At 72.7% G+C, this 18587-nt stretch carries 18 protein-coding genes; 5 read left to right on the top strand and 13 right to left on the bottom strand.

The genetic code is table 11. From position 1 onward, the window contains the following. Window positions 1-34 precede the first annotated feature (34 nt). Window positions 35-511 (top strand): GNAT family N-acetyltransferase, encoded by a 477-nt coding sequence (locus EDM22_RS09930; RefSeq protein WP_122936897.1) that lies wholly within the window; start codon window positions 35-37, stop codon window positions 509-511. Between the two features lie 13 nt (window positions 512-524). Here EDM22_RS09930 and EDM22_RS09925 read toward each other — a convergent pair whose 3' ends face one another. From EDM22_RS09925 to EDM22_RS09915, 3 genes are all read right to left on the bottom strand, one after another. Beyond that, on the bottom strand, window positions 525-1127 hold the full coding sequence (locus EDM22_RS09925; RefSeq protein WP_122936896.1) for a histidine phosphatase family protein: 603 nt from the start codon (window positions 1125-1127) through the stop codon (window positions 525-527). Window positions 1128-1159: 32 nt separating this feature from the next. Next, entirely contained in the window at window positions 1160-2545 is a 1386-nt protein-coding gene (locus EDM22_RS09920) for a M16 family metallopeptidase (RefSeq protein ID WP_122936895.1), read from the bottom strand. 103 nt (window positions 2546-2648) lie between these two features. Further along, a complete protein-coding gene (locus EDM22_RS09915; RefSeq protein ID WP_212591933.1) occupies window positions 2649-3749 on the bottom strand; it encodes an aldo/keto reductase in 1101 nt (366 codons plus the stop codon). A gap of 328 nt (window positions 3750-4077) precedes the next feature. Here EDM22_RS09915 and EDM22_RS09910 point away from each other — a divergent pair, with 328 nt between their 5' ends. After that, on the top strand, window positions 4078-5040 hold the full coding sequence (locus tag EDM22_RS09910) for an ABC transporter ATP-binding protein (protein ID WP_245989305.1): 963 nt from the start codon (window positions 4078-4080) through the stop codon (window positions 5038-5040). Further along, entirely contained in the window at window positions 5037-5834 is a 798-nt protein-coding gene (locus EDM22_RS09905; protein ID WP_122936893.1) for an ABC transporter permease subunit, read from the top strand. Before EDM22_RS09910 ends, EDM22_RS09905 begins: the two co-directional genes overlap by 4 nt. 94 nt (window positions 5835-5928) lie before the next feature. Here the strand turns inward: EDM22_RS09905 and EDM22_RS09900 are convergent, their stop codons facing one another. The 8 genes from EDM22_RS09900 to EDM22_RS09865 form a co-directional block, all read right to left on the bottom strand. After that, window positions 5929-6750, bottom strand: coding sequence for an HpcH/HpaI aldolase/citrate lyase family protein (locus tag EDM22_RS09900; RefSeq protein WP_122936892.1), 822 nt, complete (start codon window positions 6748-6750; stop codon window positions 5929-5931). Beyond that, on the bottom strand, window positions 6747-7268 hold the full coding sequence (locus EDM22_RS09895) for a MaoC family dehydratase (protein WP_122936891.1): 522 nt from the start codon (window positions 7266-7268) through the stop codon (window positions 6747-6749). The genes EDM22_RS09900 and EDM22_RS09895 overlap by 4 nt, the downstream gene beginning before the upstream one ends. 10 nt (window positions 7269-7278) lie before the next feature. Beyond that, window positions 7279-8439 (bottom strand): acyl-CoA dehydrogenase family protein, encoded by a 1161-nt coding sequence (locus tag EDM22_RS09890; protein ID WP_122936890.1) that lies wholly within the window; start codon window positions 8437-8439, stop codon window positions 7279-7281. 8 nt (window positions 8440-8447) lie between these two features. Continuing rightward, on the bottom strand, window positions 8448-10508 hold the full coding sequence (locus EDM22_RS09885; RefSeq protein ID WP_122936934.1) for an acetyl-CoA carboxylase biotin carboxylase subunit: 2061 nt from the start codon (window positions 10506-10508) through the stop codon (window positions 8448-8450). 125 nt (window positions 10509-10633) lie between these two features. Continuing rightward, the gene (locus EDM22_RS20030) at window positions 10634-11629 is read right to left on the bottom strand and encodes a cytochrome b/b6 domain-containing protein (protein WP_245989304.1); all 996 of its coding nucleotides are present in this window, start codon (window positions 11627-11629) and stop codon (window positions 10634-10636) included. Window positions 11630-12274: 645 nt separating this feature from the next. Further along, window positions 12275-13255 (bottom strand): electron transfer flavoprotein subunit alpha/FixB family protein, encoded by a 981-nt coding sequence (locus EDM22_RS09875; protein ID WP_122936888.1) that lies wholly within the window; start codon window positions 13253-13255, stop codon window positions 12275-12277. A 10-nt stretch (window positions 13256-13265) separates the two neighbouring features. Then, complete coding sequence (locus EDM22_RS09870) at window positions 13266-14042, bottom strand: electron transfer flavoprotein subunit beta/FixA family protein (protein WP_122936887.1); 777 nt, start codon at window positions 14040-14042, stop codon at window positions 13266-13268. A 144-nt stretch (window positions 14043-14186) separates the two neighbouring features. After that, window positions 14187-15794 carry a carboxyl transferase domain-containing protein gene (locus EDM22_RS09865; RefSeq protein ID WP_122936886.1) on the bottom strand — a complete coding sequence of 536 codons (1608 nt, stop codon included), beginning with the start codon at window positions 15792-15794 and terminating at the stop codon, window positions 14187-14189. 104 nt (window positions 15795-15898) lie between these two features. Here EDM22_RS09865 and EDM22_RS09860 point away from each other — a divergent pair, with 104 nt between their 5' ends. Together EDM22_RS09860 and EDM22_RS09855 are read left to right on the top strand one after the other, a co-directional pair. After that, window positions 15899-16537, top strand: coding sequence for an SACE_7040 family transcriptional regulator (locus EDM22_RS09860; RefSeq protein ID WP_122936885.1), 639 nt, complete (start codon window positions 15899-15901; stop codon window positions 16535-16537). Then, on the top strand, window positions 16516-16998 hold the full coding sequence (locus EDM22_RS09855) for a GNAT family N-acetyltransferase (RefSeq protein ID WP_122936884.1): 483 nt from the start codon (window positions 16516-16518) through the stop codon (window positions 16996-16998). The genes EDM22_RS09860 and EDM22_RS09855 overlap by 22 nt, the downstream gene beginning before the upstream one ends. Before the next feature lie 28 nt (window positions 16999-17026). Here the strand turns inward: EDM22_RS09855 and EDM22_RS09850 are convergent, their stop codons facing one another. Continuing rightward, the gene (locus EDM22_RS09850; RefSeq protein WP_122936883.1) at window positions 17027-17335 is read right to left on the bottom strand and encodes a 4a-hydroxytetrahydrobiopterin dehydratase; all 309 of its coding nucleotides are present in this window, start codon (window positions 17333-17335) and stop codon (window positions 17027-17029) included. A gap of 28 nt (window positions 17336-17363) precedes the next feature. Beyond that, window positions 17364-18587: dihydrolipoamide acetyltransferase family protein (locus EDM22_RS09845; RefSeq protein WP_138708063.1), on the bottom strand; the 1224-nt coding region annotated here is incomplete at its 5' end.

Raw genomic sequence — 18587 nt, 5'->3', positions numbered from 1 at the left:
TAGCAAGCCGCACCGCGCCCCTAGGCTGGAAGGCATGTTCCAGCTCCGTGACGCGGCCGTGACCGACCCCGATGCGCAGCGGCTGCTCGGCGCGTACTTCGACGAGCGCGCGGCCGGGTTCCCGCCCGAACAGGGCGCCTACCGTCCGACGTGGCCCGATCCGGCCCAGTTCCAGCCGCCGGTCGGCGTGTTCCTCCTCGTCGTCGACGAGCAGGGCGAGGCGGTCGGATGCGGCGGGGTGCGCCGCATCCAGCGGTCGCCGTCGAACGCCGTGCGCTTCGAGGTGAAGCACCTCTGGCTCGCACCGGCCGCACGAGGACGGGGCGAGGGACGGCGCCTGCTCGCCGAGCTCGAGCGTCGCGCGGCGCAGTACGGCGCCGAGGAGGTCGTGCTCGACACGAACGCGAGCCTCGAGGCCGCGGGCGGGCTGTACCGCGCGAGCGGCTACGTGGACATCGAGCCCTACAACGCGAACCCGAACGCCACCAACTGGTACGGCAAGGCCGTCTGAGCGCCGGTCGGGCTCAGATCGCGTAGGCCTCGGGGAGGCCGGTGCGCAGCTCGGGCGGGAGGTGCGCGAGGTCGTTGTGCGTCACGAGGCTCCACGGGCGCCCCGTCTTCTGCGTGAGCACGGTGAGGCCGCAGTTCGCCTGGTTGATCGAGACCCACCGCCACTCGGGTGCCCCGAGCGCCTCGCGCACGAGTGCGGCGATCACGAAGTTGTGTGTGATGAGCAGGTCGTGACGATCCTCGCGGTGCGAACGCAGGAACTCCGCGGTCGCGTCGGCCATCTGCGCGCGGCCCGCGTCGAACTCCTCCTCGGTGTGGGAACCGAAGAAGGGGGCGTACGCCGGCGGGGTCTCGGGTGCCGGCCCCGACGGGATGCAGTCGAAGAGGAGCGCCGACGGCTCGGGGTTCAGCGCGGGCATCTTCGCGGCGATGATCGCTGCGGTCTCGGTCGCCCGCTGCAGCGGCGAATGCCACGCATGGTCGAACGGGATGCCGCCGAGGCGTTCGGCGAGGAGCTCCGCCTGGCGGCGTCCGCGCGGGGAGAGCGGTCCGTCGGGGAGGCCGTGCTCGGCGTCGAGCTGCTCTCCGTGGCGGACGAGGTAGAGGTGGTGGGGCACGATTCGGGTCCTGTACTGCTGTCGGGTGCCGCTCAGGCGACGTCGGAGCGGATGGCGGGCTGGTCGATCACTGCATGGAACTCGGACTCGTCGGCGGAGCCCACCGCGACGAGGGAGTACGGACCCGCGGCGAGGTCCGCGGCGAGGGACTGCACGTCGTCGGCGGTGACGAGCGAGACGCGGCGCAGTGCCTCGTCGAGGTCGACGAACTCGCCGAGCATCAGCTCCGCGCGGCCGAGTCGCGACATCCGCGTGTCCGAGTCCTCGAGGGCGAGCGCGGCGGCGCCGCCGAGCTGGCCGGCCGCACGCTCGAGCTCGTCGGCGGTGACCCCGTGCGACGCGAGTCGTTCGAGCTCCGAGCGCATGAGCGCCGCGACGGTGGGTGCCTTCGACGGGGTGCAGCCGGCGTACATGCCGAAGAGGCCGGCGTCGGAGTAGCCGGGCGCGAACGAGTAGACGGAGTAGGCGAGGCCGCGCCGCTCGCGCACCTGCTGGAACAGGCGGGAGGACATCCCGGAGCCGAAGATCGTGTTGAGCACGCTGAGCGCGACGCGTCGATCGTCGGTCGCGACGACGCCGGGCACCCCGAGGATGAGGTTCACCTGCTCGGTGGGGCGCTCGACGACCGTGATGGGCGTGGGCGCCTCGAGCGCGGGAGCGGCGGTGGCGCGGCGCGCGACGGGCTCGCCCGGCTCGTCGAGCGCCCAGCCCGCGGAGCCGAGCGCCGCCTCGAGCTCGGCGATCGCGGCGTCGTGGTCGACCGCGCCGGCGATCGTGACGACGAGGTCGGCCGGGCGGTAGTTCGCGCGGTAGTGCTCCCAGACGGCGTCGCGCGTCGCGGACCGGATCGAATCGGGGGTGCCCCCGATGGGACGCCCGAGGGGATGCGCGCCGAGGACCGCCTCGAAGAAGCGCTCGCTCGCGACATCCGCCGGGTCGTCGCCCGCCATGGCGAGTTCCTCGAGGATGACGCCGCGCTCGCTCTCGAACTCGTCGGGGTCGAGCAAGGACGAGGTGAACATGTCGGCGAGCACGCGGATCGCCATGGGCAGGTCCCTGTCCTGCACCCTGGCGTAGTAGCAGGTGTGCTCCTTCGCCGTGATCGCGTTGTGCTCGCCGCCGACGGCATCGAACGAGATCGCGATGTCGAGGGCCGTGCGCTGCGGGGTGCCCTTGAACAGCAGGTGCTCGAGGAAGTGCGTGGAGCCGTAGGTCGCCCGGTGACCCGACTCGGCGGAGTGCTCGTCGCGCGAGCCGACCGCGACCCAGAACCCCACGGTGGCGCTGCGGCTGCCCGGCACGCGCTCGCTCAGGACCCGCACTCCCGAGGTGAGGAGCGTGCGGCGCACGAGCGTGTCGCCGGCGGCGCGGAAGGTGAGGTCGGCCTGGCCGAGTGGGAGGTCGACAGCGCCGTTCATCGGGTCCAGCCTACGTCACCGACTCCCCGTCGGGCGGTTCCGCGGCGCGCGGCGCGGCATGGCAGTGAGCGTCGCTCGCGTCGTCGGAGTCGACGGGCCCGGGTCACGCCGAGGCGCGGTCGAGCTCGACGATCTCGGATCGCTGCAGCGGAACGGATGCGGCGGCCACGAGCGCGTCGACCTGCTCCGGCCTGGTGGCGCTCGCCACGGGCGCGGCCACCGTCGGGCGGGCGAGGAGCCAGGCGAGGGCGATCGTGGCGGGCTGCACGCCGTGCGCGAACGCGAGCTGGTCGAGCACTCCGAGCACCCGGAGGCCGCGCCGGGAGAGGTGACGAGCCTGGCGCAGGCCGCGGGCGTCACGGCGGATGTCGCGGCGGCGACGGACGGCGCCGCCGAGGAACCCGTTGGCGAGCGCGAAGTACGGCAGCACCGCCAGGCCCTGCGCGTGGGCGACCAGCTCGGGCGCGCCCTCGAAGGCGCGACGCTCCATGAGGTTGTACCGGGTGGTGAGCACCTCGAAGCGCGGCAGTCCATTCGCGGCGAGCACCCGCGCCTCGATGAGGCGCTCGGGGCTGAAGTCGGAGGCGCCGATCGCGCGCACCTTGCCGGCGGTGATGAGCGCGTCGACCGCGCCCAGGCTCTCCTCCAGCGGGACCTCGGGGTCGTCGCCGTGGAAGCAGAGCAGGTCGATGCGATCGGTGCCCAGCCGCGCGAGCGAGCCGTCGACGGCGGCCTTGATCGTCTCGGGGGCGAGGCCGCGGTGGTCGGGGTGCCGACCCACCTTGGTGATGATGCGGACCCGGTCGCGCGTGCCGCGGGCGGCCATCCAGCGGCCGATGATCGATTCGCTGCGGCCCGCTGCATAGCTGTCGGCGGTGTCGATGAGCTCGCCGCCGATGCCGGCGAACCGGTCGAGGACGTCGGCCGCCTGGTCGGCGCCGAGCGTCCACCCGAAGGTGCTGCCGCCGAGCACGAACGGGTACGCCTCGATGCCGCTGCCGGCGAGCGCGACGCGCCTCGGAACGGTGATGGGTCCCGAGAACGGATTCGAGGCGACCTCTTCGACGCGTTCCCGCAGCCCGCTCGGCTCGGACGTCGCGGCGAGCGCGACGGCGGAGCGGCCGGGCATGGCGAGGAGTCCGGCGGCATCCGCCCCCGATGGCGCCGTCGCGATGCGCGTGCGCAGTGCGTGTCGTCGTGCCACGCGGCCCTCCTCCCCAGGATGGATTCGACCATATGTCCTCTCCGACTGTCCCCCGGACCGAATCGATGAAGCGTTACCGAATCGTTGGTGGACCCGTGGTCGCGGGCGACCCCGCGTCTCCGGTCGGCGCAGGCTCGCCGGCCGGATCCCCGCGGAACGCGAAGCATCGCATCGTGGGCATCGCCGCGGTCGGCCGAGACGCCGTGCCGGATCGGGACCTTCGCCCCTTGCCCCCCGATTGCGAGATCGCGAGCATGCTGCGGGTGCATCCCGCCAGCGATTCCGAACCGACGGCGACGTCCCGCGAGACCGACCGTGGGCGGCCGGCGTGACGGACACCGACCACCCTGTCGTCACGAGCCGCGCCCTCGTCAAGCGCTACGGCTCCCACGAGGCGCTGCACGGCATCGACCTCGACATCCCGCGCGGCAGCGTGTTCGGCATGATCGGACCGAACGGCGCGGGCAAGACGACCACGATGCGACTGCTGCTCGACATCATCCGCCCGTCGGGCGGGGAGCTGCGGGTGCTCGGGGAGTCGCCGCGCGGCGGCGGCGCGGGCCTGCGCCGCCGCATCGGCTACCTGCCGGGCGAGCTGCACCTGGCCTCGCGCGTGCGCGGCCGCGAACTGCTCGCCCACTATGCGCAGATCTCTGGGCGCGTGCGGCCCGGGGCCATCGAGGACCTCGCGGACCGGCTCGGCGTCGACCTCGGCCGGCCCGTGCGCACCCTGTCGAAGGGCAACAAGCAGAAGGTCGGGCTGATCCAGGCGTTCATGCACGAGCCCGAGCTGCTCGTGCTCGACGAGCCGACGAGCGGCCTCGATCCGCTCGTGCAGCAGGAGTTCCACGCGATGCTCCGCGAGGCGAAGGCGAAGGGGCAGACGGTGTTCCTGAGCTCGCACGTGCTCAGCGAGGTGCAGCAGACGGCGCACGAGATCGCGATCCTGCGGGCGGGCCGGATCGTGGCGCTGTCCACGGTGACGGCCCTGCGCGAGAACGCGGTGCATCACGCGCGAGTGGTCGTGTCCGAGCCGGATGCGTCCGCGGCGCGTGCGATCCTCGCGCGGGTCCCCGGTCTCGGCAGCGTCACCGAGGCGCAGAACGGACCGGGCACGGTCGCGTTCTCGACCACGCTCGACTCGCACGTCGACGCCTTCGTCAAGGCGATCTCCGCGCTCCCGATCGTCGACCTCACGATGGAGGAGCCCGACCTCGAGGAGACCGTGCTGCGGTACTACGACGACCGGCCCGGCACGACCGACCATGGCGCATCGGAGCCGGGACGATGAGCGGCGTCCTCCCGCTCTTCCGTCGCAACCTCGCCGACACGTGGCGCGGCCTCGTCGCCTGGACCGTCGGCATCATCGCCGCGCTGTTTCTCTACCTCCCCCTGTACCCGTCCATCGCCGGAAGCGGGCAGATGCAGGACATGATCGACGCGCTTCCGCCGCAGCTCGTGCACACCCTGGGGTACGACCAGATCAGCTCGGGCCCCGGCTACACCGAGGCGACCTTCTTCGGGCTCCTCGGCTTCGCGTTCGTGACGATCGCGGGCGTGGGCTGGGGCACGGGCGCGATCGCGAACGACGAGGAGAACGGGCAGCTCGAGCTCACGCTCGCGCACGGCGTGGTGCGGGGCCAGCTCTTCGCCGAGCGCACCGCCGCGGTGCTCGTGAAGCTGCTGTGGCTCGCGCTCGTCAGCTTCGTGGTGGTGCTCGCGCTCGACGATCCGTCCGAGCTCGGAATCGAGGCCGATCGCCTGCTCGCAATGGTGACCGCGTTCTTCGGGCTCACGGCGCTGAGCGCGGTGGCGGCCATCACCGTCGGCGCGGTGACCGGGCGTCGCACCTGGGCGCTCGGCGCGGGCGCGGGCGTCGCCGTGTACGGCTACGCGCTCAACGCGCTGGGCAACCAGAGCGAGGACCTGCGCTGGCTGCACGACTGGTCGCCGTACAGCTGGGCACTCGCCGACCACCCGCTCACGAACGGGTGGGGCGAGCAGACGTGGCTCCTCTTCGCCCTCACGGCGGTGCTGCTGCTCGTGGGCTGGCTCGTGTTCCGGGCGCGCGACGTCGCAGTGTGACGGCCGCCCGGCGCGATGGCGGCCGGTGCGACGGCGGCCGGATGCCTCGGCGCGCCCGCCGGCGCAGGGCCGCGCCCGCGGCATCCGATCGCCGTCAGCCGCGCGCCCGCCGTACGAGGGCTTCCGCCTGCCGCAGGAGCGGCGCGTCGACCATCTGCCCCCGGAACGCGAACACTCCCGTGCGCTCGCGCACGGCCGCCTCGGCGATGAGCGCCCGCGCCCACTCCAGCCGGTCGGGGTCGGGGCGGTAGGCCGCGCGCACGATGGACACCTGCCCCGGGTGCACGCACGCGGTCGCGGCGAACCCGAGCGCCGCGGCATCCTCGGCCTCGGCACGCTGCCCGGCGTCGTCGGCCAGGTCGAGATGCACCGCGTCGATCGCGGCGATGCCGTGCGCGCCGGCCGCGAGGAGCACCCGGGAGCGGGCGTGCACGGCGACGTCGCGGTAGCGTCCGTCGGGATGCCGGCTCGACGAGCCGCCCAGTGAGGCGACGAGGTCCTCGGCGCCCCACATGAGCGCCGAGACGTTCGGCAGCGCCGCGAGCTCCTCGGCGGCGAGCACGCCCCGCGCGGTCTCGCAGAGGGCGATCACCTCGAGGTCCTCGAGGTCGACGAGGTCGGCGGTGTCCTCGCACTTGGCGAGCATGACCGTGCGATACCGGGTGGCCGCGAGCGCGCGCAGGTCGTCGGCCCGGTGGGGCGACGACGCGGGGTTCATGCGCACGATCACGCGTTCGGGGTCGAGCGGCGTGGCGACGAGCGCCTCGCGGGCGGCGCCCTTCGCGGCGTCGGACACCGCGTCCTCGAGGTCGAGGATCACGGCGTCGGCCCGCTCGAGCGCCTTCGCATAGCGGTCGGGACGGTCGGCCGGGCAGAAGAGCAGTGCCGGACCGAATCGGAACGACGGGCGCGTCATGCGCTCGCCTCGCCGTCGGCGACCGCCTGGCGCTCGCCGGCCTCGCGAGTCCAGACCAGCATCGTGCGCGACGCGGTCGCGACCACGATGCCGTCCTGGTTTCGCGCCGTGTGCGCGAGCACGACCACGCCCTGGCCGGGGCGCGACGCGGACTCGCGCTTGGACTCGACGACGCTCTCGCCGTAGAGCGTGTCGCCGATGAACACCGGGTGCGGGAACGCCACCTCGCCGAAGCCGAGGTTCGCGACGAGCGTGCCCTGCGTGAGCTGGCCCACCGACTGGCCGACGAGGGTCGACAGCGTGAAGAGCGAGTTCACGAGGCGCTGCCCGAACGGCTGCCCGGCCGACCATGCCGCGTCGAGGTGCAGTGGCTGGGGGTTCATCGTCAGCGTCGTGAAGAGCACGTTGTCGGCCTCGGTGACCGTGCGCCCCGGGCGGTGCAGGTACCGCACCCCCTCCTCGAACTCCTCGAACCAGAGTCCGCGCTGCACGACCTCGCGCATCGGGGCATCCGTCATGGTGAACCTCCTAGCCGATGCCCAGCTCGCGTGCGATGACCATGAGCTGCACCTCGTTCGTGCCCTCGCCGATCTCGAGGATCTTCGAGTCACGGTAGTGCCTCGCCACGAGGCTCTCGTTCATGAAGCCCATGCCGCCGAAGACCTGCGTGGCATCGCGCGAGTTGAGCATGGCGGCGTCGCTCGAGACGAGCTTGGCCATCGCGGCTTCCTTCTTGAAGGGGAGGCCGGCATCGAGCCGCCGGGCGGCGTCGCGCCACGCGAGGCGCGCGGTGTAGACGCGGGCCTGCATCTGGGCGATGGTGAACGCGACGTACTGGTGCGAGGCGATCGGCACCCCGAACACGTTGCGGGTCTTCGCGTAGCTGAGCGCCTCGTCGAGGCAGCCCTGCGCGACGCCGGTCGCCAGTGCGGCGATCGCGATGCGGCCCTCGTCGAGCGTGCGCAGGAAGTTGGCGAAGCCACGCCCTCGTTCGCCGAGGAGGTTGGCTGCCGGGACCCGCACGTCGTCGAAGCTCAGCGGGTGCGTGTCGGAGGCGCGCCATCCCGACTTGTCGTATCCCGGCGCGACGGTGAATCCGGGTGTGCCGTTCGGCACGATGATCGTCGAGAGCTCCTTCGACGTCGAGCCGTCGGGGCGCGTCCGCTCGCCCGTCACGGCGGTGACGGTGACGAACCTGGTGATCGGCGTGCCCGAGTTGGTGATGAACTGCTTCGAGCCGTTGATGACCCACTCGTCGCCGTCGAGCACCGCCGTCGTGCGCGTGGCGCCGGCATCCGAGCCTGCCTCGGACTCCGTGAGGCCGAACCCGCCGAGCGCACGCCCCGCGACGAGGTCGGGCAGGTACTCGGCCTTCTGCTCGTCGGTGCCGTGCCGGTAGATCGGCATGGCGCCCAGGCCGACTGCCGCCTCGAGGGTGATCGCGATCGACTGGTCGACGCGGGCGAGGGCCTCGATCGCGAGGCACAGCGCCATGTAGTCGCCGCCCTGGCCGCCGACCTCCTCGGGGAACGGTAGGCCGAAGAGGCCGAGCTCACCCATCTGGGCGACGACGTCCATCGACAGGGTGTGGGTGCGGTCCGCCTCGTACGACTGGGGGGCGACGACGGTGTCGGCGAACTCGCAGACCATGTCGTACAGCTGCTGTTCCTCGTCGGTCAGGTCGTGCATGGTGCTCCTCATTCCTGGTGGGATGCGGTCGCGACGGCGCCCTCGTGAGGGCCGTCGATCGACTGTGGTTCGGATGCCACGGGGTGCGGCTCGACGCGTGCGACCGCCTGGTCACGACTCACGAGGTCGCCCACGGCGACGCTGAGCCGCACGGTGCCGTCGAATGCGGCGACGACGCGATGCTCCATCTTCATCGCCTCGATGGCGACGATCGCGTCGCCCTCCTCGACGGTGTCGCCGTCGGCGGCGAAGACCGCGGTGACGGTTCCCGGCATGGGTGAGCGCAGGTCGGGCTCGGCGGCGAGGCCGCCGCGTTCGGTCGCGGCGCGGCGATGCTCGGCGCGGGCACGACGATCGATGCGCACGAAGGCGACAGACTCGCCATCGCGGTGCACCCAGACCGAGCCGTCGTCGCCGACCCGCACGACCTCGTCGCCGGAGTCGGCCGGCGCGGCGCCCTCGGGCTGCGCCACGACCGTGCGGATGTCGTGCGGATGATCGCGTGGGGCGAGCAGCACCTCGGGTGGGCGCAGCGATCCCGGTCGCCAGCCCGTGGCCGACTGCCAGGCCCTCGGTCCCGCGGCGGTCGTCGCGAGCCGGTCGGCGACGTCCTCGCGTACGAATCGCCGCGCTGCCGCGTCGAGGAGCGACGGCGACCAGCCGGCGAGGTCGCCCTCGGGCATCCGATCGATGAGCCCCGTGTCGAGGTCGCCCGACCGAACCGCGGGATCGGCGAGCAGGCGCCGGAGGAAGGCGATGTTCGTGTCGACGCCGAGGACGACGGTGTCGGCGAGCGCACGGTCGAGTCGGCCGAGGGCCTGCGCGCGATCGGAGCCGTACGCGATCACCTTGGCGATCATGGGGTCGTAGTGGGCGGTGATCTCGAAGCCCTCGTCGATGCCCGCGTCGACGCGCACGCCCTCGCCCGCCGGGGCGCGCCAGGCGAGCACCTCGCCGGTGGAGGGGAGGAAACCGCGGTGCGGCGTTTCCGCGTAGACGCGGGCCTCGATCGCGTGTCCCTGCAGCCGGACGTCCTGCTGAGTGACGGCGAGCGGCTCGCCGGCGGCGATCCGGAGCTGCTGCTCGACGAGGTCGATGCCGGTGACGAGTTCCGTCACGGGGTGCTCGACCTGGAGCCGGGTGTTCATCTCGATGAAGAAGAACTCGTCGGGCGCGGCATCCGACACCAGGAACTCGACCGTGCCCGCGCCGAGGTAATCGACGCTGCGGGCGGCGTCGCACGCGGCCTGTCCGATGCGGGACCGCGTCGCGGCGTCGAGCAGCGGGGAGGGCGACTCCTCGATGACCTTCTGGTGCCGGCGCTGCAGCGAGCACTCGCGCTCGCCGAGGTGCACGACGGCGCCGTGGGCGTCGGCCAGCACCTGCACCTCGATGTGCCGCGGTCGCTCGATGAGTCGCTCGATGAGCAGTGTGTCGTCGCCGAATGCGGCGAGTGCGATGCGGCGGGCCGCAGGCAGTGCGGCAGCGAGCTCGTCGGCATCTCGGGCGACCTGCATCCCCTTGCCGCCGCCGCCCGCCGACGGCTTCACGAGCAGGGGGTAGCCGACCGACGCGCCCGCGGCCAGCAGGGCCGCGTCGTCGAGCGCGGCGTCGGCGACGCCGGGCACGGTCGGCACACCGGATGCCTCGACGTGCCGCTTCGCGCGGATCTTGTCGCCCATCACCTCGAGCGCCTCGATGCCCGGACCGACGAACACCAGGCCCGCATCGCGGCACGCCTCGGCGAATCCGGCATGCTCCGAGAGGAATCCGTAGCCCGGGTGCACCGCCTCGGCGCCCGACTCGAGGGCGGCGGCGATGATCCGCTCGGGGTCGAGGTAGCTCTCGGTCGCGGGCGCCGGTCCGATGCGCACGGCCTCATCGGCGAGCCGCACATGCGGCGCGTCGGCGTCGGCGTCGGAGTAGACGGCGATCGAGCGGATGCCGAGGCGGCGCAGCGTGCGGATGACGCGAACGGCGATCTCGCCGCGGTTGGCGACGAGCACCCGGTCGAACGGGCGCGGGGCGGCGTGCTGCACCGTTCCCGATGCACGATCGAGCGGGCTCATGAACGTGACCATCCGCGCCTCTCTGCGACCTCGTCCGCGCGCCATCCAGTTAGCGCGGACTAACTGGAGTCGATGTTAGCGGTCGCTAACTGAAATGACAAGCGCCGGCGCGACTCGACGATGCGCTAGCGGCCGACCTTGCCGAACATCCCCGCGACGGGGGCGAGCAGCGTCGGACGCGCGGCGATCCACGCCGCCGCGATGACGACGAGCGAGGCGACGAAGATCCAGAACCCCAGCCAGCCGTCGGCGTCCTGCGCCGCGTACATGTGGTTGAGGTTGCGCAGCGCCCCGGTCAGGAAGACGAGCGTGACGTGCACCACGATGAATGCGACGAAGTACAGCATCACGGGGAAGTGCACGGCACGCGCCCACTCCACGGGATAGGCGCGATTGAGGGCGGTGGCGTTCTTCGGCCACAGCCCCGACATGCGCACCCCGGTCAGCGCCGCGAGCGGCGCCGCGATGAAGATGGTCGCGAAGTAGGCGAGCACCTGGAGGCTGTTGTAGTTGACCCAGCCGTTCTCGAGCGGCCAGTCGAGCGACAGGTACTGCAGGCCGGCCGAGACGGCATTCGGAACGACCTCCCAGCTCGTCGGCACGACGCGCATCCACTGGCCGGTCGCGAACAGCAGTACGACGAAGATGACGCCGTTCACGAGCCACAGGATGTCGAGCGACTGGTGGAACCACAGGCTCAGGCTGATCCTGCCCCGGCCGCCCTTCGCCCACCGCGGCGTCCAGTACGCGGGCGGTCGCTTCTCGGTGCGCACCTGCAATCCCGAGCGGATGATGAGCACGATCAGGAAGACGTTGAAGAAGTGCTGCCATCCGAGCCACGCCGGCAGGCCCACGGGTGCGCCCTCGGGCAGTGGCGTCTCGCCGGGGTAGCTCGCGAGGAAGTCCTGCATGAAGTCCAGCCCGAGGAACCACCGCGTGAGCTGCACGACGATGGTCGCCGCGCCGATGATCGCGAGAACACCGACGACGGATGCCCCGACCCACTGCGTGCGGGTCAGCGGGCCGTACCGCGTCGTGGTCGGACTCGAAGGGGTGCTCGCGGGCACGATCGGCGCGGCGGGCGACACGGGCCTCTCGGGCTCGGCCGGCTTCCGTTCCACCGATGCCGCGGGGGACGCTGCGGCGGACGGCGCGGCGGAATCCGGCACCACGGCCGCTGGGACCGGTTCGGCGGCAACCGGCGGCACAGCCGCCGGGAGCGGCTCGGCTGCGGATCTCGCGGCGAGCGGGGGCGCGGCGACCGGCGCCACCGCCGAGGGCGCCGGCCACGGGTCTCCCCCGGCGACTCGCGGGAGTCCTCGGCGAAGTGCACCGCCCGTCGCCGGTGATGCGGCGGCGACGGCGGGCTGCGCTCCTCCCGGCATCGGCGCGGCCGGCGCGGACACGGGCGGCGCCGGCGGGGGCTCCTCGACGACAGCGTGCTGCGGTGCGGCCGCGGCATCCCTCACTCCCACGTCTGCTGCCCCGGGCGTCGCGACCACCTCAGGCCACGCCCCGCCGCCGGCCACCCGCGGAAGCCCGCTTCGAAGCCGACGACCCGAGGCCGGAGCAGCAGCGACAGCAGGAGCCGCCGCGATCGGCATCGACGCATCGGGTGCCGGGACGGTCGGCGTCGACGCGGTCGCGGTGGTTCGAGCCGACGCCGCGACGAGTCCGCCGGGCGCTTCGCCGGGCGGAGGCCAGGCGTCACCGCCGGGCCGGCGAGGCAGTCCCCTGCGCAGGTTCCGCGCGTCGGCGGCCACTGGTCACCGCTTCCGCTCGGCGAGCGCGCTGATCAGCTGCGGCACCACGGTGAACACATCGCCGACGACGCCGAAGTCGGCGACCTCGAAGATCGGCGCGTCGGGGTCCTTGTTCACGGCGACGATGTGCTTGGCCGTCTGCATGCCGGTGCGGTGCTGGATCGCACCCGAGATGCCGAGCGCGATGTAGAGCTGCGGCGAGACCGACACGCCGGTCTGGCCGACCTGGTAGCTCGCTGGGATGTAGCCGGCGTCGACGGCCGCGCGCGAGGCGCCGACGGCGGCGCCGAGCGCGTCGGCGAGCTCCTCGACGAGTGCGAACTTCTCGGCCGATCCGAGCCCGCGGCCGCCGGAGACGACCCTCGTCGCTCCCCGCAGTTCAGGTCGGCTCGACGTCTCGGTCACGGCCTCGACCGAATCGATGGCGGCGGATGCCGCGCCCGAGGCCGACACGTCGAGCGACTCGAACGCAACGGGCTGCGCTTCCGCACGCGCGTCGACGGCCCCCTGGCGCACGGTCACGACGAGCAGCCCGAAGGTCGCCGCGGAGTCGACGTTGTACGCACCGCCGTAGACCGAGTGGTGGGCGACGATGCCCTCGTCGTCGCGCGAGACGCCGATCGCATCGACGGCGATCGGGGCGCTCGCGCGGGCTGCGAAGCGGCCGGCGATGTCGCGGCCGTCGATCGAGTTCGAGATGAGCACGGCATCGGGCGCGACGACCGCGGCGGCGGCGGCGAGCGCGTCGACGTGCGGGACCGTCAGCTGCATCGAGTCGGTCTCGACGACGAGCACCCTCCCGGCGCCGGTGGCCGCAGCCTGCTCGGCGACCGCCTGCGCCTGGCCGGCCGCCACGACGGCGAGCGCCACGGGCGTGCCGATGCGCGAGGCGGCGCCCAGGAGGCCCGCGGCGCTCGTCGCGAGTTCGCCGTTCGGGGTGGTCTCGAGCAGGACGAGGATCGAGTCTGCGGGGTAGTCGGTCACGATCGTCCTCTCAGACCAGTCGGTTCTCGATCAGGAACTCGGCGATCCTGGTGCCGCCGTCGCCCCCATCGGTGATCTTGACCCCCGCCGCACGCGGGGGCTTCTCTGCGATGGCGGTCATGATCGACATGGCGACGGAGAGATCGTTCGGTTCGATGCCGAGATCAGCGGCAGCCAGCGTCTCGAACGGCTTCTTCTTCGCGGCCATGATGCCCTTGAAGTTCGGGAAGCGCGCATCGGGGAGCGCCTCGGTGATCGAGACCACCGCGGGCAGCTGCGCGCTCACGTGCAGGGTGCCACCGTCGACGCTGCGCGTTCCCGACACCGTGCCGGCCGCGATCTCGACCGAGGAGAGGGCGGTCGCGTTCGGCACGTCGAGCAGTTCGGCCAGCATCGCCGGGATCACGCCGCCACCGCCGTCGGTCGAGAGGTTGCCGGTGATGACGAGGTCGAACCCGGTGCGTCGGATCGCCGCGGCGAGGGTGCGCGCGGTGAGGCCCAGGTCCGCGCCTGCCAGACCGGGGTCGGTGATGTGCACGGCCGATGCCGCTCCCATCGCCAGGCCCTTGCGGATCGTCGCCGCAGCCCGCTCGGCCGCCATGGACATGACCACGACTTCGGCGTCGTCGTGCGAGTCGGCGTAGGCGAGCGCCACCTCGAGGGCCCGCTCGCCGATCTCGTCGAGCACGGCCTCGCTCGCGGCGCGATCGGCGAGCCCCGTCTCGAGGTCGAGCTTGCGCTCCCCGTAGGTGTCGGGGACCTCCTTCACGAGGACGATGATCTTCATCGGACCCGGGTCCCAGGCGTGCTCATGGGCATGACCGTCTGCGCCTCTCTGCGACATTGCCTCGCACGCCTGCAGTCGGCGCGCTCGGACCGGATCCGATGTTAGTGCTCGTTAACTGGAATGGCAAGCGGCGCCCCGGCGGGTTCACATCCGGAAGAGGCCGAACGCCGGCTCCGGCAGCGGCGTGCGGCTCGCGAGTTCCAGCGCCATCGCGAGCACCGTGCGCGTGTCGGCCGGGTCGATGATGCCGTCGTCCCAGAGCCGCGCCGTCGAGTGGTACGGGCTCCCCTGGTCCTCGTACTGCTCGCGGATCGGCGCCTTGAACGCCTGCTCCGCGGCATCCGGCCACTCCTCGCCGCGCACGGCGAGCTGGTCGCGCTTCACCGTCGAGAGCACGGATGCGGCCTGCTCGCCGCCCATCACCGAGATGCGGGCATTCGGCCACATCCACAGGAATCGCGGCGAGTAGGCGCGGCCGCACATGGAGTAGTTGCCGGCCCCGAACGAGCCGCCGATGACGACCGTGAACTTGGGCACCCGGGTCGTCGCCACAGCCGTGACCATCTTCGCACCGTGCTTGGCGATGCCGCCGGCCTCGGCGTCGCGGCCCACCATGAACCCCGAGATGTTCTGCAGGAACACGAGCGGGATGCCGCGCTGGTCGCACAGCTCGATGAAGTGCGCGCCCTTCATGGCGGACTCGTTGAACAGCACGCCGTTGTTCGCGATGATGCCGACCGGATGCCCGTCGAGGTGCGCGAACCCGGTGACGAGGGTGTCGCCGTACTCGGGCTTGAACTCGGAGAACTCGCTCGCGTCGACGAGCCGCGCGATCACCTCGCGCACGTCGTACGGCTGCTGCACGTCGACCGGCACGGCCGCCGTGAGCGACGCGGGGTCGACGGCCGGGGGCCGCGACTCGCGCACGGCCCAGGCGCGGTCGCCCGGCGGCGGCAGCGTCGCGATCATGTCGCGCACGAGCTCGAGGGCGTGCTCGTCGTCGTCGGCGAGGTGGTCGGTGACGCCAGACACCCGCGCGTGCAGCTCGCCGCCGCCGAGTTCCTCGGGCGTGACGACCTCGCCGATCGCCGCCTTCACGAGGGGCGGGCCGCCGAGGAAGATCGTGCCCTGGTCGCGCACGATGACGGACTCGTCGCTCATCGCCGGGACATACGCACCGCCCGCGGTGCACGAGCCGAGCACCGCCGCGAGCTGCGGGATGCGCATCGACGACAGCTGCGCCTGGTTGTAGAAGATGCGGCCGAAGTGCTCGCGATCGGGGAACACCTCGTCCTGCAACGGGAGGAACGCACCGCCCGAGTCGACCAGGTAGATGCACGGCAGCCGGTGCTCCCTGGCCACCTCCTGGGCGCGCAGGTGCTTCTTCACCGTCATCGGGTAGTAGGTGCCGCCCTTCACGGTGGCGTCGTTGCAGACGACCATGACCGGTCGGCCGTGCGCGAGGCCGATGCCCGTGATGATGCCGGCACCCGGCGAGTCGCCGCCGTACAGCCCGTCGGCCGCAAGCGGCGAGAGCTCGAGGAACGGGCTGCCCTCGTCGAGCAGCCGGTCGACCCGGTCGCGCGGGAGCAGCTTGCCGCGGGCGACGTGGCGCTCGCGGGAGCTCTCGGGTCCGCCGAGCGCGGCCGCCGCGAGCTTGTCGCGCAGCTCGCGGACGAGCTCCGCGTGCTCGGCGGCGTTGCGTCGCCCCTGGTCGCCGGAGGGGTCGATGCCCGTCGTGAGGGTCGTCATGCGGTCCGCCCGTCTTCGTCGACGGCGCGCCCACTTGTGCCCGGCACGCCATTTCGGTTAGTGTGCACTAACTCGATTCCCGATGTTAGCGAGCACTCACCGACATGGCAAGCACCCTCGACGAGGCAGGCACCGCCCCGATCACCGACCCCTCCCCTCGTACCGAGCGCGGCAGGCTCAAGGCGGACCGCCGCGCGGCCATCCTGCGGGCGGCCGCGACGCTGTTCGCGGAGCGCGGGTACGCGGGGGTCACGATCGAAGACCTGGGTGCCGCGGTCGGCGTGAGCGGTCCCGCGGTCTACCGGCACTTCCCCGGCAAGGCGGCGGTGCTCGCGGCCATCCTGCAGGGCGCGAGCCTGAGCCTCCTCGACGGCGCGGAGCGGGTCATCGACGCGGCGCAGGACCCCGAAGCCGCCCTCCGCTCCCTCATCCGCTTCCACGTCGACTTCGCGCTCGCCGAGGCCGACGTCATCATCGTGCAGGACCGCGAGCTCGAGCAGCTCGACCCCGGCGCACGCCACGAGGTGCGCACCCTCCAGCGCCGCTACGTCGAGCACTGGGTCGACACCCTCCACCGACTCCGGCCCGATCGGGCCGAGACGGAGCTGCGGGTCCGGGCACACGCCGCCTTCGGACTCCTCAACTCCACCCCCCACAGCGCCCGCATCCCGGGGCGCCGACCCGCCGAGGGCACCGTCCGCGGCATCCTGGAGGAGATGGCATGGTCGAGCCTCATGTCGTGACCCTGCGCGCGACCCGCGCGGACGATCTCGACGAACTGTTCCGACTCCGGCAAGACCACGACGCGATCCGCATGGCGGCCTTCACCCCCGACGACTTCGCCGACCGGGCCGCGTTCGACGCGCGCATGGCGCGGCTGCTCGCCGACCCGTCGAAGCGGCTCGTCACGATCCGCGCCGACGGCGAGATCGTGGGCGACGCCGGCCGCTGGACCGACCCCGACGACGGGCCGATGATCACGTACTGGATCGACCGCGCGCACTGGAGCCGCGGCATCGCGACGCGCGCCATGCGACTCTTCCTCGACACCGAGCGACGCCCCCTGCGAGCGCGGGCGGCCGCCGACAACGCCGGCTCGCTCGCGGTGCTCCGCAAGCTCGGGTTCACGGTCGTCGGGCAGGACCGCGGCTACGCCGCGGCGCGCGGTGTCGAGATCGACGAGGTCGTGCTCGAGCTGCGCTGAGGATCGGCGACTCCTCGCGAGCCCGCCGCTAGGCGGGCGTCGCGCCCTGCTCGTCGGCGAGCTCGCGGATGCGGCGCGCCAGCTCCACGTCCCGGCTCGTCACGCCCCCCACGTCGTGCGAGCTCAGCTCGAACGAGATGCGCCCCCAGCCGAGGTGCACGTCGGGATGGTGGTTCGCGGCATCCGCCTCGACCGCGACGGCGTCGAGCAGGCGCACCGAGCTCGCGAAGTCGGCCGTGCGGAAGGCCCCGACCAGCCGGTCCTCGTGCGCGAAGCCCGAGCCGTCGAGCTCGGACGCGGTCTCGGCGGGCGAGAGGATGGTGCGCGGATCGTCCATGCGCCCCATCCTCCCGCCGAACGCGCGATCACGCCATGGTGAGGGCGAGACCCGGCTCGCGCAGGATCCGGCCGATGTCGGCGAGGAAGCGCGAGCCCTGCTCGCCGTCGACCAGCCGGTGGTCGAACGACAGCGAGAGCGTCATGACCTCGCGCAGCGCGATCTCGCCGCGGTGCTCCCAGGGCTGCCGGCGCACGGCGCCCATCGCGAGGATCGCCGCCTCCCCCGGGTTCAGGATCGGCGTGCCCGCGTCGATGCCGAAGACGCCGATGTTCGTGATCGAGATCGTGCCGCCCGTGAGGTCGGCGGGGCTCGTGCGGCCGGCTCGCGCCGTGTCGGCGAGCGACGCGATCGCGTCGGCGAGCTCGATGAGCGTCATCCGCTCGGCGCCCTTCACGTTGGGCACGACGAGCCCGCGGTCGGTCGCGGCCGCGATGCCGAGGTTCACGTGGCCGAAGCGCACGATCTCCTGCGCCGCCTCGTCCCAGCGCGAGTTCACCTCGGGCGTTCGCGCGGCGGCGATGCAGAGCGCCTTCGCGACGACCGTGAGCGGGGTCACCCTGTGCCCGGCGAACGCGCGCTCGGCACGGATGCCCGCGAGCAGCTCCATCGTCGCGGTGACGTCGACCGTGAGGAACTCGGTCACGTGCGGGGCGGTGAACGCGCTGCGCACCATCGCCGCGGCCGTGTGCTTGCGCACGCCCTTGATGGGGATGCGCGTCTCGGCGGGGCGTTCCCCCCGAGTCTCGAGGTGAGCCGAGAGCTCCGCGACGCGTGCGTCGACGGGCTCGAGACGGCCTCCGGTCTCCTCGACCCGCAGGCGGGCACCGGATGCCGCGGCTTCGACGTCGGCGCGCGTGATGAGCCCGCGCTCCCCCGTGCCCGGCACGGTCTCGAGGTCGATGCCGAGGTCGCGCGCGAGCTTGCGCACGGGCGGCGTGGACCGCGGACGCTCGCGTTGCTCGTGCAGGGCGTGGGCGCCGTGGTGCTCGGGAGCACGTGCCTCGGGCGCGACGACGTGGGACAGCGCCGGCGTGCCCGCGTGCGTGGCCGTGTCGGGTTCGACGCGGTGGTCGTCGTCGGGTGTCGACGGCACGAGGTCGCCCGCGAGGCCGGAGCGGCGGGCCCGGCGGTGCGGTCCGCGTTCGGCACCGGCGCCGTAGCCCACGAGCGTGGGCTCGCGCACGTCGTCGGCGGCGGGGGCCGCGTTCGGTGGCGGCGGCGCGGCCGCAGGCGTCTGCCCGGCAGCCCC

The sequence above is a fragment of the Agromyces tardus genome (assembly GCF_003710805.1).
Lineage (GTDB): Bacteria > Actinomycetota > Actinomycetes > Actinomycetales > Microbacteriaceae > Agromyces > Agromyces tardus.
The sequence above is the reverse complement of the archived record's forward strand: the minus strand, read 5'-3'. Positions and strand labels throughout refer to the sequence as shown.